This is a genomic window from Parabacteroides acidifaciens (genome assembly GCF_003363715.1).
In the GTDB taxonomy this organism is placed as follows: Bacteria; Bacteroidota; Bacteroidia; order Bacteroidales; family Tannerellaceae; genus Parabacteroides; species Parabacteroides acidifaciens.
On sequence record NZ_QREV01000004.1, the window covers coordinates 68,779 to 85,904 of the forward strand.

Here is a 17,126-nt window from a genome sequence, read left to right on the forward strand (position 1 = left end):
GTTTTTCTATTTCGTCCGAAATTCTGATCGATTTTGGATTGACTTTTTTCATGGTTTTAACCTGATCGGATGACAATAGATAAAATGAGGTGCCGAGCCCATTCCAAAAAACGTGCAATTTGATAGCCGAGAACTGGATACGGCAGCAAAGTGATAAACCTTAACTCCCGGAGAATCGAATATTTGAAAATAAAACGGACGGCGTTCCAAATATCCAAAGGAAATTCAGGGGGCTTTTTGCCCTTATGACGATCCTCTTTTCAATTACGACCGTCCAAATCTCCATTACGACCGTGCTAATCTTCGCGAGGTGCCGAGTGCACTACACATTAGCACGGTCGTAATGGCAAAGAGGACGGTCGTAATGGCGGAAAACGCTCAAAAAAGAGGAAAAAGCCCCTTTTTGAGGCCCAAAAAGTGGATTAACATTTGTTTTGTTTTGGATGTCTTTTAGACTTGAAAAATGCGTTTTATACAATAAGCCCCCCTGCGGCAGGCTCTCTTTTGCCAAATAATGAATTTATTTATCCCCAATGATTAGCGGGTGAGCCTAAATTTAATTCCATTGTAGTCATAACACTGTTATTTAGGTTTCTTAATAAGAAAAGGGTAAGATATATTCTTGAATTATACCTACTTTTGCATTTGAAACAAAATAGGAATATGATATTTTACTTTACAGGAACAGGTAATTCGCTTTGGGTGGCAAAAGCTTTGGGAGAGGCATTAGGAGAACCGTTGATTCCGATTGCAGATGAATTGCGTAAGGAGGACAAAGACTTGGTTTATCCGCTCCGCCGGGATGAAAAGATACTGTTTGTCTATCCTGTGCATTCCTGGGGTCCGGCGGTGCCGATGGTCCGTTTTATCTCCCGGTTGGTGTTAGAAGGATATGCCGGACAGCCCGTATATTCCGTTTCTACTTGTGGAGATGAATGCGGATATACGGATCAGCTTTTGGAGAAAGCCTTGCGCAAACGACGTTTACCGCTTACTGCCGCCTATTCCGTGATTATGCCGAACAACTATATCCTGCTGCCCGGTTTCGATGTGGACAGTAAAGAGGTGGAAGAGCGGAAGTTGCAGGAAGCGCCTGCACGGGTCGGGGAAATCGTTGAAGCGATCTGTAGTCGGCAAGATTCCGGTTTATATACGCAAGGAAGCATGCCTTTCCTGAAAAGCCGGCTTGTCTATCCTCTTTTTGCCCATTTGGCAATCGGGAGAAACTCATTCCGGGCGACAGATGCCTGTATTTCCTGCGGATTGTGCGAACGCATTTGTCCTACCGGAACGATTACCTTACAGGAAGGGAAGCCGGTCTGGTCGAATACCTGTGTGCAGTGTGTCGCCTGCATCCACCGTTGTCCCGTCCGGGCAATCGAGTATGGCAAGGAGACGCTGAAGAAAGGAAGATATCATCATCCTCAAGTTAAATAATAAATAAACAGATAAAATGAAACGATTAGCAGTAACAGCCCTGGTGGCCCTAACGTTGGCAAGTTGCCAGGAAACGCCGAAAGGTTATGTGATAAACGGTGAGGTAGCCGGTATGCCGGAAGGTAAAATCTACCTCAAGTCATTCCGGAATAAAATGTTTTTTGATGTCGACACTGCCGAGGTGAAAGATGGGAAGTTCACGTTTAAAGGAGAAGTAGACCAGCCATTATTGTTTGGTCTGGCAACCGAAAATATGGATTACCCGGTTCAGCTCTTTGTCGAGAATACGACTATGGATGTAAAGATCGGTGATGACGGAGAAACGATTACGGTACAGAACTCGCCGGTAAACACCGTCTTTCAGGAGAATGCCGACAAGGTTTTTGAGGATGGCTACGACATCGATAGCCTGATTGCCAAATATCCGGATTCGCCTGCCGCCGCCTTTTACCTCTATCGCTATTTTACCTATCAGTTGCCGCTGGACGACTTGAAGACGACCCGCGCCCGGATTTCGCCGGCATTGGCCGATTGCCCGTATGTGAAAGATTTGGATGGCATCATCAAGCAGCTTGAAAACGTGCAGATTGGTAAGACTGCGCCGGAGTTTTCTTTACCTGATACGGCAGGCGTTTCGGTATCGCTTTCTGATTTCCGGGGCAAATATGTCTTGTTGGATTTCTGGGCATCCTGGTGTCCGCCCTGCCGTCGCGAGAATCCGAATGTCGTCAAGGCTTTCAACGAATATAAGGATAAGAACTTCACCATCATTGGGATTTCCTTAGATAAGGATAAAAGCAAATGGCTGAAAGCGATTGCTGATGATAACCTGACCTGGACACATCTTTCCGACCTGAAATACTGGGATTCCGAAATACCGGCGCTCTACGGTGTGCGTGGCATTCCGGCCAATGTTTTGTTGGACCCGGACGGTGTGATTATCGCCAAGAATATAACCGGTGAGGATTTGCATCAGAAACTGAAGGAAGTAATCAAGTAGAACGATGCGTACGTATAGCGTTATGACTTTATTCCTGCTTCTCTGCCTCTCTCTTTCGGCGGCGGAGAAGCCGGATTTTGATACGGCGGTGCGTGCCGCCGTCTCCCGTCAGATGCAGACTTATCCGAAATCGACATTGAAAGACCTGTATAAGAATTTCTTTCAGGATAAGTTCGGCCCCGGGCATATCATCGGTGATACGGCGGCTGCCGGTAATTATCTGCGCCGTGAACTTGCTTCCTACACGGAATGTTCCGGCGATATTGCTGAGCCGACCGGCTGGGAAGGTAATTTCTTTCGGGTGAACCTCTCGGTTATCAAAACCGGACAGATTCCGTATGCGACCTTTTTCGATGCCTTTGTCCGTAGTGTAAACGGGATTCAGCCTGTAACGGTTGCCGAATGGAAAAAGGAGTGGCTTCAGATCGAGGCGATTATCCGTTCCATGGAACTGGCTTTACCTGGTTATGAAGCCGACCGGAAAGAGATTGAAGAACGGTTGGACAGGGGAGAGTATGTCGGACATCACAGCAAAGTCTTTGAAGAAACTTACTCGCCTCATTACCGTATTGTCAGCAAGGATATATTTGAGAAGGAATTGAAACCATTGCTGTAATTTATTCATCCTCGTCCGGATCTCCGAAATCAAAGTCGAAGTCGAAACCGTCGCCGGCCATTCCCGGATCAGTGAACTGTTCCAGTTCGCGGCGGTCCTTTTTGGTCGGACGGCCTAAGCCGCGTGCGCGGTCGACAAAACCGGAGATGCGGTTCATTTCCAGGATTTCATACTGGTCGGGTGTCGTTACGTTTTCCAAAAAGCCCGGCACCAGTTTGGCTCCCATGCGGTGTTCCGTTAAGTCGAGCACTTTGAATGAATAGGTGATAGGCGGTTTGCGCACCTGTATCACTTCGCCGACTTTGATCATGCGGGAAGGTTTTATTGTGACGCCGTTTATCATGATCCGGCCTTTCTTGCAGGCCTCGGCGGCTATCGTACGTGTTTTGAATATGCGGGTAGCCCACATCCATTTATCTATACGGACTTCGTTCATAATAAATTCTCAACTATTTATTGTTGTATAGGTTCATCGTATTCTGTACTCCGGCCAGGCAGAAACTTTTGATGATTTCTACGGCCCGTTTCATTTTCTCCGGCATAAGCTGGAGTTCTTCCGGCGGAAATTTGCCCAGCACATAGTTGATCTGTCCGCCACGCGGGAAGTCGCTGCCGATACCGAAGCGGAGGCGGCTGTATTCTTGTGTGCCTAACAATTGCTGGATGTTCTTCAAGCCGTTATGCCCGGCATCGCTGCCTTTGGGTTTGAGGCGGAGCGTCCCGAACGGAAGCGCGAGGTCGTCTACCACAACCAGCAGGTTTTCTACCGGGATATTTTCTTTCTGCAACCAGTAGCGGACGGCATTGCCGCTCAGGTTCATGAATGTGTTCGGTTTCAGTAGAATCAGCTCACAGTTCTTGACACGCATCCGGGCAATTGCGCCATAACGTTCTTCTGTAAAAGGAACGCCGGCATCTTCCGCCAGTGCGTTTACCACACGGAATCCGACATTGTGGCGGGTTCCTAAGTATTCGGAGCCGATATTACCAAGTCCTGTTATCAAATATTTCATTGTCTGTTTATTTTGGGATGTACATCAGGTATCTTATATATAGCAAAGGGAAGAATACTCCGTTAGAATATCCTCCCCTTCGATTATTTGATACAATACTGATTATTGTGCTTTTGCCTGAGCACCACGAGCGGCACGAGTCAACTGAACGGCGCAGACAACTGCGTTCTTAGCGTTTATCAGTTCAAGACCTTCGAAGTGCAATGAACCAACCTGCATAGTCTTTCCTAAGCCCAGGTGGTCAACATTGATAAATAATTTTTCGGGGATAGCAGTGTAGATCGCTTTTACTTTCAGCTTTCTCATCTGCAGGCTCAACTTACCACCGGCTTTAACACCTTCAGCGTGACCTTCCAGAACAACCGGAACTTCCATTACAACCGGTTTCTTATCAGATACTTCCATGAAGTCCATGTGCATGATAGCATCTGTTACAGGCTGGAACTGGATGTCTTTTACGATAGCCATCGTCTTTTTGCCGTCGATAGTCAATTCTACGACAAAGATTTCAGGAGTGTAAACCAAGTTACGAACGCTGTCTTTTGTAATGATGAAGTGAGTTACTTTTTCACCGCCGTACAGTACAGCAGGGATTTCGTTGTTTTTACGCATAGCTTTCAAAGCTCTCTTCTGGTCTGCAGAAGTAGCTGCTACTTCTCTTGACTTTCCTTCTAATTGAAATGTCTTCATTCTTTTTTAATTTTTGTGTTACTCAAAATTAGATGTTTATGCTTTCTAATTTCCCATCACACGTACGGGGGTTAAAAGCGGTGCAAAGGTACGATTTATATTTATATCTGCAAAATCTTGTCTGCATGAAATTTTAGTTCCATAGGCATGAAACTAAAATTCCATGGGCATGGAACAAAAGTTTCGTCGGCATGGAACTAAAAAGGCATGCCGGTTCAAAAATGGAATCCCTTTTGTCTGAGCAAAATTTCCGTGTCGTCCCAGAGTTGTTTTTGCTGAATATGATGCAGGATGCGTACCGGAACTTTTGTCTCTTTGCAATTGGCATAACAACGACCGCTTTTCTCTTTCGGTTCATCCGATAGGGCGAGATGGATGGCTGTAGCGGCTCCTTGTGCCGGCGTTTTGATAAACGGGCGGAAGAAGATGTCGGTCAGCGGGTCGAACCAGGCTTTCATCGTGATCATATTGGTGCTGACGATTCCCGGATCCGAAGCGTTTACCGTAATTTCTTTTTCCCGGATACGTCCGGCAAGTTCCTGTGTGAACAGCAATAAAGCCAACTTGGTATTTCCGTAGACCGGGATGCGGGAGAAACGTCCGCTCTTTCCTTTCTCAAAGAAGTCGGGACCAATCTTGCCGATGGCATACGTGCAAGATACCGTGTTGACGATACGGCAACCGGGTTGCATCAGCGGCAATATTTGCCGGGTGAGCATGTAAGGCGCCACGTAGTTGACGCTTACGATTGTTTCCAGCCCATCCTCGGTTCCGCGTACCGGAGTGGTCAGGATTCCGGCATTGTTTATCAAACGGCTGACAGGCCGGCCTTCTTTCAACAATTGGCTGGTGAAGTTGTTAACGGCCGACAGGGATGCGAGGTTGACAGGGCGTACTTCTATCTGCGTGTTTCCGGTCTCGTTTTTGATCCGTTCGCAGACAAGGGTTGCTTTCTGTGGGTTGAGGCAGGCCATGATCACCGGATAACCCTCTTTTGCGAGCGCTGTCGTGATGACTTGTCCCATGCCTCCGTCGGCACCGGTTATGATGGCTAATCCTTTTTCCATTACTTATATTCCAGTTTTTCTATTTCTTTGATGATACTTTTGGGTAAGTTCTGAATATGTTTGTGGCAAGCCATTTCGATGGAATACATGCGGGCGATGCAATAGTTGCTGTGTCCGCAGTCGCAACGGGCATGCTCGTCTTCCTTCATCTTATTGACGAATGAAGGATCGTTCAGCAAGGCGCGTGCCATGCTGACAAACTCGAAACCGTCGCCCAGGACTTCGTCTATCTTCTCGCGTGAGATCAGTCCGCCTACATACACAAGCGGCATTTTCAATGCAGCCCTGAACTTCAGCGCGTCTTCGAGGAAATAAGCCTCTTTGAACGGCTCGGACGGGATCATGAGGCGTCCGGCCATTTTAACGCCGATCGGCAGCCAACCGAAAGGCATATAATGCGTCATCGTATGGATCGGCATTGCGCCGCGCATCACATACATCGGGGCGCGGCTGACGAAACCGCCGCTCAGCACCAACGCCTGCGCTCCGCATTCGTCCTGCAGGGTGCGGGCTACTTCGATCGTTTCGTCGAGTTCCATTCCGCCTTTGAATCCGTCGCGCATATTCACCTTGACCAGCACGGCCATATCCGAACCGGCAGCTTTCATCACCTCGTCCATGCACATTTTCATGAAACGCATCCGGTTTTGCAGGCTGCCGCCATATTCGTCTTTCCGGTGGTTGGTGTAAGGAGAGAGGAACTGGCTGATCAGGTAGCCGTGTCCGGCATGTATCTCGACTGCATCCATGCCGGCTTCGCGTGCCAGATGCACGGCCTGCCCGAATGCTTTGGAGATTGCTACGATCTCGGAGGGTTTCATGCCCCGGACAAGCGTAGGGGAGTAGATATTGAAACCGCTGGATGCCGATATAGGCGTACATCCGCAGATATTTTTATGAGACATGTTCCCGCAATGTCCGAGTTGTACGGAAGCGGCTGCACCTTCTTTATGGATCGCATCGGTGATACGTCTTAATCCCGGAATGATCTCCGGCCGCATCCACAATTGCCTTTCAAAGGAAAGTCCGCTCTGGGTGACGGCCGCATAAGCTAATGTCGTCATTCCGATTCCGCCGGCTGCTACTGATGTGTGGTAGTCGTACAACATATCGGAAGGCGCATTTCCCGGACACATGCTTTCGAATGCTGCCGCCCGTATCGTCCGGTTCCGCAAGGTCAACGGACCGATCTTTGCAGGAGTGAATAGAACAGATTCTTTTTCCATAACTGTATGTGTTTATCTTTCAATATATAAAAGGGATCACCCGTTTCCGGTTTCCCAGTTCGTTTCCAAACATAGCTTTATATTTATGATAGATGGTGTTGGCGCGAGGCACCAGATTGGCAAAGGTCCACCAGGCGAACACGGCTCCGCTTGCGCTCCAGGTCAGGATGGCAAAACCGCACCATTCCACTATTTCGCCGAAATAATTAGCCGAAGTTACATAGTTGAACATTCCTCCTTTGGGCAGGTAATGCTTTGTGTCGCCCGGTTTGCGCAGATGGCGGACGATATGGTCCGAATGAATATTGATCCCCATGCCGGTGAAGAAAAGGATTGTCCCGATGATGAATAGCGGACTGTACAGCCAGCTTTCGGTGTACATATCTTGCGGGGCCAGGTGGAAAATCCATTCTCCTTGCATATATCCGTTCAATATGTTGAAAGTAATCCCCATCAGCATAATTCCCGCCGGCATCTTGCTATTGCCTTTTATCAGCAGAGGGAAGATAAAAGCCCGCTGGAAATAATGCAGTTCGAAGAATAGGAATATCAGCAACGGCACCGTTTCAAACTGCCTTTCTGAGCCGTTCCATAGTAGGAACATCACGATGAAAACAGGTGCTTCCATACAAATCCAGGCAATTCGGTTCGGTATCGGAAAGCCCCATTTCTTGTCGAACAGCATTCCGTAGCCGGCTTCCACAAAGTAAAGCGTGATGAAAACAATGGCGGCAATGGCTGCCATTACAATTAGAAATAAGGTGAAATGTTCAGTCGTCATCATCATCGTATGTTGATAATTTGTATCCTTTCCCGTGAATGTTCACGATCCGGATTGTCGGATCGTCTTGCAACAGTTTGCGCAACTTGGTGATATAGACATCCATACTGCGGGCATTGAAATAGTTGTCGCTTTTCCAAATGACTTGTAGGGCCTGCATCCTGTCTATCGTCTGGTTGGCATGCTGGCACAAAAATGTGAGCAAGTCTGCTTCTTTGGTTGTCAGCTTGGTCGTTTTGTCTTCGATAGACAAGAGCTGCTTTTGTATGTTGAATCTGAACTTGCCGAAGATGTAGATTTTTGTCTCTTTCCTCTCTTCCGGATGATAGCGCTTTTGTATCGCTTTCATACGTGCCAGCAGGATTTCAAAGTCCAGCGGCTTACGTATCACGTCATCGGCATGGAAAGAAAATAATAAACTGATATCTTCTCTGGTTGGGTGATCACATAAGAAAATAACAGGGATTATTTTCTCCGAACTCTTCATCATAGCGACAAATGTTCGCGTTTCTTTTACGGCCAGATTATTATCTATAATACAAAAATTGAAATGACCGGAGAGGAAACTCTCGTACGCGGTTGTTTCCTGGTCAAATACCTGTGAGTCGTATCCGGCGGCTTTCAAATTGTCTTGAATAATAGCTCCCTGGGCATTGTCTTTACTAAAAATAAGAATGTTTGAGTGATCGTCCATTATCTCCTTTTATATTGTTTTTTCGATGTTCCAGACGAAAGCCCGTAACCCTTGGGCTTCTGTCTTTTGATCCATCTGGCGAAGTATTTCCAGGAAATTGTCGACCTTTTCATCGTCCACCATTGCCAGGATTGCCGAGTTTAATGTCGGCCAGGCATGGCTTCCGTAATGAGGTTCACCTGTTTTACTGCCACGTCCCTGCACTTCGTCCCAGTATGTGAAGCCCCGGATATTATTTCGGTCCATCACACTAAGGATCATTTCGTAATATGCTTGATTAAATGATACAAATATAGCTTTCATATATGTTATTTCTATTATAATTTACTCTTTTTTTTAAATGTATATTCATCTATATGCTTAGATAGCATACTGCTTATCTCTGTAGATGACATATTATTCATCCTCTTAGATAGGGTATTATCTATGTTGTAAGATAATACCTTATCTAAAAGAATAGAGCTTTATTTATCTGTTTTTTGCCAGCTTCCGCCGTCTGCGGCGAACTCCGTTTCCGGCAAATACACTGTACACGACCGGTACGATCACCAACGTGATCAAAGTGGATACCGAAAGTCCCCATGCCACCGTCATACCCATCGAGCGCCACATTTCCGAACCTTCGCCTGTCCCGATGGCCATCGGAATCATACCTAATACGGTTGTCAGTGTTGTCATCAATACCGGGCGGAGACGGGATTTACCGGCTGCCACGACTGCCGTCAGGATTCCCATGCCGCGTTCACGGCAAAGGATCGTGTAGTCGATCAACACAATACCATTCTTTACTACGATACCCATCAACATAATCAGACCGATCAGCGCCATAACGCCCAATGGAGTCTGTGTTATTGACAGTCCCAAGATGATACCCGTAAAGGCAAACGGTATGGAGAACATGATCACAAACGGGTCTGTCAACGATTCGAACTGGGCGGCCATTACGATAAATACCAGGATAATGATCAGGATCATCAGGATGGTCAGGTCGAAGAACGTATCCATCTGGTCTTCATACGTACCGCCTAACTGCCAGCTTACATCCGAAGGAATATCCATTTGCTTCAGCTGGGCGCGGGCGGCAGTTACGATATCACTCATCGCCGCACCTTTTCCGACTACGGCCGAAACGGTGATGATACGCTCGCGGTCTTTACGTTCGATAGTCGGCGGAGTCATGCGTTCGACGACTTTTCCCAAGTCGCGGATGCGGATTCCCTGGCCGGAAGCATTGTAGACCATGATGTTCTCGATGTCTTCGACCGACTGGCGGAATTCGGGCGCATAGCGGACTTTGATGTCATACTCGTCGCCGTCTTCACGATATTTAGAAGCGGTAGAACCGTTGATGCGGTTACGAAGCGCCAGCGCGGCTGTCGTAATGTTCAGGCCGTTTATCGCCAACTTCTCACGATCGAAGTCTACCTGATATTCGGGAATATAGTCCTCACGGCTGATATTGACCTGCGAGCAGCCTTTTACTTTACGCATCCGTTCGGCCAGTTCAGCTGCCACTGCATCGGTGCGGCCGAAGTCGAAACCGTAGATCTCGATGCTGACGGCATTCTGTCCGCCCATACCTTCTTCCTGTCCGCCTTCGATCACTTTGAATGTCTTGATCTCCGGATATTTGGCCAGGTCTTTACGCATCTCCTCGCATATCTCGACCATACCGCGTTCACGATCGCCGACGCTCAGCATATTGATATAGAAGTCGACGATATGTGTTCCGTTATTGCTTAACTGCGCCCAGGTGTTGTCTGAATCGGCCTGTCCTTCGGTGAAGTTACTGGTCTTTATTTCCGGATATTTCTGGCGGAACAGTTCGTCTATCTCCAAAGCTAACTTACGGGTGATATCCTGGCGCGTGCCGACAGGCAGTTCGATATGGACGCTGATCTGGGCATTATCCTGAGTCGGGAAGAACTCTGTCTTGATCGTCGGGACCAACATCATACTGCCGGCAAAGATCAAAGTTGCCCCTGCTATCACGGTTTTTCTGTGACGTACTGCCCAATAAAGGAATCGGGAATAACCATGATCGAGTGCATCCAGCGCCTTTTCGATCGGAGTGAAGAACAGGACATACAGACGCCCTTTGTTCGGATTCAGCCTGAGCAGTTGCGAACTCAACATCGGTGTCAGCGTCAAGGCTCCGACCGTAGATACAATCATGATGATACTGACGATCCAACCCAACTGCTTGAACAAGATACCCGCCATACCCGTCACCATTGTCAACGGAAGGAACACCGCCAACATCGTCAGGGTGGAAGCGACAACAGAGATTGCCACCTCATTGGTCGCATGGACGGCCGCCTGTTTCGGTGCGCTACCCCTCTCGATATGGGTCGTAATGTTTTCCAATACCACGATCGCATCGTCCACAACCATACCGATCGCAATGGAAAGGGAACTCAGTGAGATAATATTCAGTGTGTTGCCCGATGCCAGCAAGTAGGCGAACGAAGCAATCAACGAGATCGGAATGGTCAGGATAATGATAAACGTCGCCCTCCAACGTCCGAGGAAGATAAATACCACTAACATCACGATGATGAAGGTGATGAAGATCGTCTCTTTCAAACTGTCGATCGTGTTCAGAATGTTAGTCGAAGTATCCATGATAACTCCCAACTTAACATCCGACGGAAGGCTTTCCTGGATTTCCGGTAACCGCTGGTGTACCTTTTTGGCAATGTTCACCGAGTTGGCTCCCGATTGCTTCTGGATCACGATCATACCGCCCTTCTTTCCGTTGTTGAAAGTTTCCTGTGCGCGTTCTTCGATACTGTCCTCGATACGCGCAACGTCGCGGAGGTAAATCGTTTTATTGTCCTTGTGCCCGATGACCAGGTTGTCCATCTGGTGGGCGTCCGTAAACTCACCTTGCACGCGGAGTGCATAAGCATTGGAACCTATATCCACGCTTCCGCCCGGCGTATTCCGGTTTTCCTGTGCGATGATGGAGGAGATGCCTTCGATCGAAATGCCGTAGGCTTCCAGCTTGTAGGGATCGCAATAGACTTGTATCTCGCGTGTCGGCGTACCGGAAATAGACACGGCGCCTACGCCGCTGATACGGGCCAACGGGTTTGAAACCTTATCATCCAGTATCTTGTACAGGGCATTTGTGCTTTCTTCCGCCGTAACTGACAGGATAATAATGGGAATGTCGTTCGTCCCGAATTTGAAGATGATAGGATTGTCCACATCATCCGGCAGCATCGGTTCGGCCACGTCCAGTTTATCGCGCACATCATTTGTCGCCACGTCGATATCCGTACCGTAGTCGAACTCGAGTGTGATGATCGATATGTTTTCACGTGACTGTGACGTGATGTGTTTCAGGTCGCTGACACTGTTCAGCACATTCTCCAACGGTTTGGAGACGTTCATCTCGATATCCGCAGCACTGGCACCGGCGTATGAGGTCATGACCATGATGGTGTTTGTCTCGATCTCCGGCAGCAAGTCCACTGATAATCGGGTTAATGAAAAAAGACCGAAGATAACGATTGCCACAAAGACAAGGGCGGTCGTAACCGGCTTTTTTACCGCTGTTGCATATAAGCTCATAGTATTTGTCTCTTACTTTTCGATTTCTACTTCCATTCCGTTGTTCAAGCGGCTCTGACCGGATACGACTACCTGGTCGCCGCTGTTGACACCTGAAATGACTTCATATTTGTTACCCATACGACGTCCGAGTTGTACCTTTTCATAGGAAACTTTGCCGTCTTTATATACATATATATAACGGTCGCCTGCACCTGACTGTTTTACGATAGACAAATCCGGAGCGACTACATGGTTTTGCGTACCGAAGCCCATCGTGACACGGGCGAACATACCCGGACGGACACGTTCATCGCTGTTGTCTATCTTGATTTCGACCGGGAACGTACGCGTGTTTGGGTCGATGGTCGGGTAGACCAGGCTGACTTTCCCTTTGAAGACCTCGTCGCCGTACACATCCAGCCGGATATCGACCTCTTTTCCCTTCTTTACTTTTGTGAAGAGACTTTCGGAAACGTTGACCATCAGTTTGACCGGACGGATCTGTTCTACGGTGAAAATAGGCGAACCTCCGCTGTACATGTCGCCGCTGTCATAATTGCGGGCGGTCACAATACCTGTCACCGGGCTTAGCAACTGCGTGTTCTCTTCCAGGTTCTTATAGGCTGCACGGCTAACGTCCAACTGCGTCTTCTGGGCATCCCAGGCCGATTTGGAGGCGCCGCCCACTTTGTACAGTTCGTCGATACGCTTAAATTCCAGTTCCTGGTTGTCTAATTGTATTTTAGTTTGTTTGAGGTTTGTCTCATCCATTTTGACCAGCAACTGGCCTGCTTTTACATGGTCGCCCACTTCGGCAAACAGTTTAGCGATGCGCACCGGTGTCTGCGGGGCGATATTGTTAGAGATGTTGGCTTCGACAGTTGCCGTAAACTCACTGATCTGCTCCACGTCCTGTGCCGAAACGGTTTCCACTCTTACGAGAACCTTGTCATTGGTTGTCTCTGCCTGCGTCGCCTCTTTCTTTTCTCCTGAGCAAGACAGCAGTAAAGGCAAAATGAGAAGGGATATGAAGTGTTGTTTTCTATTTGTTTTCATATTGTGATGTATTATTCTGTATGTATTTCTGTTTCTTAAAACTCTTGTTGGCCCAATACTTTTTCCAGGTCTGCTTTTGCGACCATATAATCGTAAATAGCTTGGTTGAAATTTAGTTTGGCCTGCGTCAGCGCCAGCTCCGAATCATTCATTTCAAGCAGCGTCCCGGCTCCCGTATCGTATCGCTTTTGTGAAATCATATAACCCCGTTCGGCTTGTTCCACTCCCTTTTGCGAAGCGTCGAACCGTTTGACACAAGTGTTCATGTTGTCCACATATTGCTTGATGGCCAGTTGCAGGTTCCGCTGCGTATCTTCCCGCTGGAGGTTGAGCTGTTCGATAGAGTTTCTCGTCTGTTTGATTTTGTAGAACTTGCTCCCGCCGGAAAAGATCGGAATCGAAAGGGAAACGCCGATCATCGAATAAGGATTCCACAGATAGTTTTTAAACTTGAAATCATTGTTCATCGCTGTCCACTGGTACATCCCCGTGAGCGAAAGCGTAGGCAGATAATCGAATTTTTGCATCGTCAACGTCTTATCCAACTGTTTGGCCTGCAAGTCCATTTGCCTTAAATCCGTGTTGTCGGCCAATGTTGTATCTGTCGACAGGAAATCGCCGAACAGGTCCGATTTGAAATCGGTCAGTTGTCCTTCGCACTTGATGTTTATGTCCAAGTCCATGCCTAACAATGCTTTCAGTTGCCATTTGGCAAGCACCAATGCATTTTCAGCCTGCAGCATATTCGGTTCGCTGTTCTTCACGGTAACGTTTGCACGTATCAGGTCGTATTCGGCAACTGTTCCCTGGTCGAATTTCTGTTTGATGTCCAGATAATTCTCCATTGCATTGTCGTAACTTTCCTTGAATACGCGGTATGAGTCATTAGCAAGAAGCACGCCGTAATAGCTTTTCTTTACCTGGTTGACCATCGCTATCTTGGAAGAACGCGCCTGTTCGATAGCCATTTCCACGTCGACAGCCGAAATACTCAGGCTTTTCCACAGGGCTGCGTTTACAAGCGGCACAGAAGCGTTGAAGCCGAGACTCCAGTTGTTGTCACGCCCCACTTCGATCCCTTCGTCCATGTTCGGCATGTCTTCCATCCCCGGTATTTCCGTGCTTCCCATATCGAAACCGTCCATATACATCACCTGCTTTTTCAGGGTGCGGTTGTAGTCGGCTGCGAAACTGATTTGGGGAAATAAAGAGGCATAAGAACCTTTTTGCGCATATTTTTTCTTTTGGATTTCCTTATCTGCCACTTTTACGGTGGGGTTCTCGCTCAGCGCAATCTCCAGGGCTTTCCCTATGTCAAGGACAAGCGTGTCCTGGGCTTTGACAGGGATGAAGACCAGTGCGGACAGTGATACCAGTACGATCCGCATCATCTTTTTAGTAATTAAGATTTGTTCCATTTAAAGTAAATTTGATTTTAAATAAAATCACCTGTTCAGTCTAATTGTTTGTGAATATGTTTTTGTAAATAACGGTCTAAAATAGCAATTCCTTTTTCCGTGGATATTCCTCGCAGAAAGGCAAACAGAATCGTGTTGTACACTTCAGCAACGGAATGATTCGAGAGGGCGTCGGACGGGCGGATCATTTTAGCCTGCTCTTTAGCCAATAACGCTACAATCTCGAAATTGACATTTGGCTCGAAAACCCCTTCTTTGGCACCTCTTGACAGTAATTTGATGCACTTTTTCAAAAACCGGGACTTTTCTTCTTCCGTCTTTTGCATCGCTTTAGGATAACGTTTCAAGTCGTCATAAAACTTCTTGTTAAACCAGCGGGGACGCTTCATCAGTTCTTCATAAAAGAGCATAACGACATCCAATGCTGTTATCGGTTCGGATTCAAGTTGCTTCATGTAGACTCTCATCTTATTGTAGCTCATGCTGAGACATTGCATCAGTAGTGTTTCCTTATCTTCAAAGAGTTCATAAAGAGTCCGCTTGGACATACTTGTGCTACGCGCAATGTCGTCCATGCTGACATTCTTTATCCCGTGCTCGGAAAATAAGTCGAATGCCGTTAACATTATTTGTTCTTTCAGAATCATTGATTTGAATGATTATTTTGAATGCGATCAGATGCTGCAAAGGTCTGTCTAATTTAGAAAACTAAAAAGGTTTATTCTGTTACGGAATTAGTCGAAAACGAAAAGATATGGGGAAATGTATTCTTAAAAAACCGTTATTCATTGGTAAAAAATGAAACTTTACTGTGCTTAATGAAAAAATGTTTATCTTTGCAAATGTATGATTAGTAAATATGTAGAGATGGAAAAGCTTCCTTTGATAGAGTTGGCGGAACTAAATAAGAGCATCATATTCCGTGATAGTTTTCAGGATATATTTTCGGTAGCGGATCTGGACGGCAGCATTGAATTTGGGGATGTCGACGCCCCGGAACGTTATGCCCCGATGAGGCTGGATGCACTTTTGATGGTCCTGACCTTTGAGGGTACGCTCGAGATCAGTCTGGATTATGTGCCTTATACGATTAATCCGAATACTTTTATCACGATCATGCCGACGCATGCACTTCAACTTAATAAAATCAGTCCGGATTTTAAAGGCCGCCTGCTGATTGCTTCCAAAGAATTTCTGGATGACTGCAATACCAGCTATGGCAACCGGAACCATTCGATTGCGAACTATATGGAAGTCCGCAAAAATCCTTGTACCGAGCTTGAACCCGAAGAAACTCAAAAATTGGAGGAAAGCATAGGTGTTATACAGGAGAAGATGAAGGAACGGACGCATTTTTATCAGAAAGAACTGGTACAGAACGCCTTTATCGGCTTCCTGCTGGAGCTGGCGAATATCCTGTTAGGCAAAAAGGATCGTCTGATCCGGCCGACCCTTTCCCGCAAGGAGGAATTGTTCGAACAGTTCCTGCAATTGTTGTTCGAGCATTGCAAAGAACAGCATGTGGTCACTTTTTATGCGGAGAAGCTGTTTATCACGCCGCAATATCTTTCGCTTATCCTAAAGGAACTGACGGGCAAGTCTGCCAATAAATGGATAGACGACGCCCTGATCGTCGAGGCTAAAATTCTGTTGAAAGCCCCGCAGGCCACTGTCCAGCAGGTTGCGGATGTCCTTCATTTCTCCGACCAGTCCACTTTTGGAAAGTTCTTTAAGAAACATATGGGGATTTCCCCGATGGAATACCGTAAGTCCTGAGACATACGGTATTCTTTTTATTTGTTATCTTTTTCTGAATTTATACCAGTTGATCAACTCGGATATTCCGTAAATCAGGCAGGCAACGCCGAAGATCACGAATGTGTTGGCTGCCGCCCCGAACGGATAGGCGAGAATCATAATACCGGTTATCAGGATCAATGCCGGTATGATATAAAAGCCGTAAGGCACGATACTCCATTTGCGGGCCGATACAAGCGAATATATCTGCTGTGCCCCTGCAATAACCAGTAAAGCTCCCAGGATATACATTAAAATACTGACAAAAAACTGCGGCATGATCACTAACCATGCTCCGAACAGGATGCTGCCGGCGCCGTCGATCGGAAACATCGGACTGGGTTCGCCCTCCACCTTTTCACGGGTGAAATAGTTTAAGAGCGAGAATATCCCGGGGATGATAAAACAGATTCCGATTGTAATAACCAGATAAGTGACAGCCGCTTCCGGCCAAAGAACCAAAACAAGCCCCATTACGATCGCAAATATGCAGCGCAGGACCGAACCATTTAAACCTTTCATATAAATTGTATTTAGAATCTATCTTTTTTATATAACAACGAAGGTACGTTATTTTCTTCTGAAAGTAAAGAGAAAATTGATTTTCCCGGTAACCCGTCCGGGTGGAATAGGCAGTTCCGGTAAGTTTCAGAAAGCAGACTTGCCGGACACATAAACAAAAATAAACGCTAATTTGAAAACCTTTTGAGAAAAAGACTGTTTCATTGCCTTTGTAAAACGAACAAATGGCTTATATTTGCAACGTGTGT

At 47.0% G+C, this 17,126-nt stretch carries 17 protein-coding genes; 4 read left to right on the plus strand and 13 right to left on the minus strand.

Going from position 1 to position 17,126, the window contains the following annotated elements:
• Window positions 1-663: 663 nt before the first annotated feature.
• Genes DWU89_RS02855 through DWU89_RS02865 form a run of 3 tightly spaced genes read left to right on the plus strand, consistent with a single transcriptional unit; the run spans window position 664 to window position 3,053 of the window.
• Window positions 664-1,437 carry an EFR1 family ferrodoxin gene (locus DWU89_RS02855; protein ID WP_115498168.1) on the plus strand — a complete coding sequence of 258 codons (774 nt, stop codon included), beginning with the start codon at window positions 664-666 and terminating at the stop codon, window positions 1,435-1,437.
• Window positions 1,438-1,453: 16 nt separating this feature from the next.
• The gene (locus DWU89_RS02860) at window positions 1,454-2,437 is read left to right on the plus strand and encodes a TlpA disulfide reductase family protein (protein WP_115498169.1); all 984 of its coding nucleotides are present in this window, start codon (window positions 1,454-1,456) and stop codon (window positions 2,435-2,437) included.
• 4 nt (window positions 2,438-2,441) lie between these two features.
• The gene (locus DWU89_RS02865) at window positions 2,442-3,053 is read left to right on the plus strand and encodes a hypothetical protein (protein WP_115498170.1); all 612 of its coding nucleotides are present in this window, start codon (window positions 2,442-2,444) and stop codon (window positions 3,051-3,053) included.
• A 1-nt stretch (window position 3,054) separates the two neighbouring features.
• Here the strand turns inward: DWU89_RS02865 and DWU89_RS02870 are convergent, their stop codons facing one another.
• From DWU89_RS02870 to DWU89_RS02925, 12 genes are all read right to left on the minus strand, one after another.
• Window positions 3,055-3,489, minus strand: coding sequence for an RNA-binding S4 domain-containing protein (locus DWU89_RS02870; RefSeq protein ID WP_115498171.1), 435 nt, complete (start codon window positions 3,487-3,489; stop codon window positions 3,055-3,057).
• Window positions 3,490-3,502: 13 nt separating this feature from the next.
• Window positions 3,503-4,066, minus strand: a complete 564-nt coding sequence (gene pth / locus DWU89_RS02875; protein ID WP_115498172.1) for an aminoacyl-tRNA hydrolase — start codon at window positions 4,064-4,066, stop codon at window positions 3,503-3,505.
• 102 nt (window positions 4,067-4,168) lie between these two features.
• Window positions 4,169-4,756: a 50S ribosomal protein L25/general stress protein Ctc gene (locus DWU89_RS02880; protein ID WP_115498173.1), complete on the minus strand. Its 588-nt coding sequence runs from the start codon at window positions 4,754-4,756 to the stop codon at window positions 4,169-4,171.
• Between the two features lie 215 nt (window positions 4,757-4,971).
• A complete protein-coding gene (locus DWU89_RS02885; RefSeq protein ID WP_115498174.1) occupies window positions 4,972-5,823 on the minus strand; it encodes an SDR family oxidoreductase in 852 nt (283 codons plus the stop codon).
• Window positions 5,823-7,049: an NADH:flavin oxidoreductase gene (locus DWU89_RS02890; RefSeq protein ID WP_115498175.1), complete on the minus strand. Its 1,227-nt coding sequence runs from the start codon at window positions 7,047-7,049 to the stop codon at window positions 5,823-5,825. The genes DWU89_RS02885 and DWU89_RS02890 overlap by 1 nt, the downstream gene beginning before the upstream one ends.
• 19 nt (window positions 7,050-7,068) lie before the next feature.
• Window positions 7,069-7,830 carry a DUF1295 domain-containing protein gene (locus tag DWU89_RS02895; protein ID WP_187574911.1) on the minus strand — a complete coding sequence of 254 codons (762 nt, stop codon included), beginning with the start codon at window positions 7,828-7,830 and terminating at the stop codon, window positions 7,069-7,071.
• Window positions 7,820-8,524, minus strand: a complete 705-nt coding sequence (locus tag DWU89_RS02900; protein ID WP_115498177.1) for a response regulator transcription factor — start codon at window positions 8,522-8,524, stop codon at window positions 7,820-7,822. The genes DWU89_RS02895 and DWU89_RS02900 overlap by 11 nt, the downstream gene beginning before the upstream one ends.
• Before the next feature lie 9 nt (window positions 8,525-8,533).
• Window positions 8,534-8,827, minus strand: a complete 294-nt coding sequence (locus DWU89_RS02905; protein ID WP_115498178.1) for a PG0541 family transporter-associated protein — start codon at window positions 8,825-8,827, stop codon at window positions 8,534-8,536.
• Window positions 8,828-8,992: 165 nt separating this feature from the next.
• A complete protein-coding gene (locus tag DWU89_RS02910) occupies window positions 8,993-12,103 on the minus strand; it encodes an efflux RND transporter permease subunit (RefSeq protein WP_115498179.1) in 3,111 nt (1,036 codons plus the stop codon).
• 12 nt (window positions 12,104-12,115) lie between these two features.
• The gene (locus DWU89_RS02915; protein ID WP_115498180.1) at window positions 12,116-13,141 is read right to left on the minus strand and encodes an efflux RND transporter periplasmic adaptor subunit; all 1,026 of its coding nucleotides are present in this window, start codon (window positions 13,139-13,141) and stop codon (window positions 12,116-12,118) included.
• Between the two features lie 35 nt (window positions 13,142-13,176).
• On the minus strand, window positions 13,177-14,559 hold the full coding sequence (locus DWU89_RS02920; protein ID WP_115498181.1) for a TolC family protein: 1,383 nt from the start codon (window positions 14,557-14,559) through the stop codon (window positions 13,177-13,179).
• Between the two features lie 35 nt (window positions 14,560-14,594).
• On the minus strand, window positions 14,595-15,206 hold the full coding sequence (locus DWU89_RS02925; RefSeq protein ID WP_115498182.1) for a TetR/AcrR family transcriptional regulator: 612 nt from the start codon (window positions 15,204-15,206) through the stop codon (window positions 14,595-14,597).
• Window positions 15,207-15,426: 220 nt separating this feature from the next.
• Here DWU89_RS02925 and DWU89_RS02930 point away from each other — a divergent pair, with 220 nt between their 5' ends.
• Window positions 15,427-16,335: a helix-turn-helix domain-containing protein gene (locus tag DWU89_RS02930; RefSeq protein ID WP_115498242.1), complete on the plus strand. Its 909-nt coding sequence runs from the start codon at window positions 15,427-15,429 to the stop codon at window positions 16,333-16,335.
• A gap of 24 nt (window positions 16,336-16,359) precedes the next feature.
• Here the strand turns inward: DWU89_RS02930 and DWU89_RS02935 are convergent, their stop codons facing one another.
• Window positions 16,360-16,878: an HdeD family acid-resistance protein gene (locus DWU89_RS02935; protein WP_115498183.1), complete on the minus strand. Its 519-nt coding sequence runs from the start codon at window positions 16,876-16,878 to the stop codon at window positions 16,360-16,362.
• Between the last annotated feature and the right edge of the window lie 248 nt (window positions 16,879-17,126).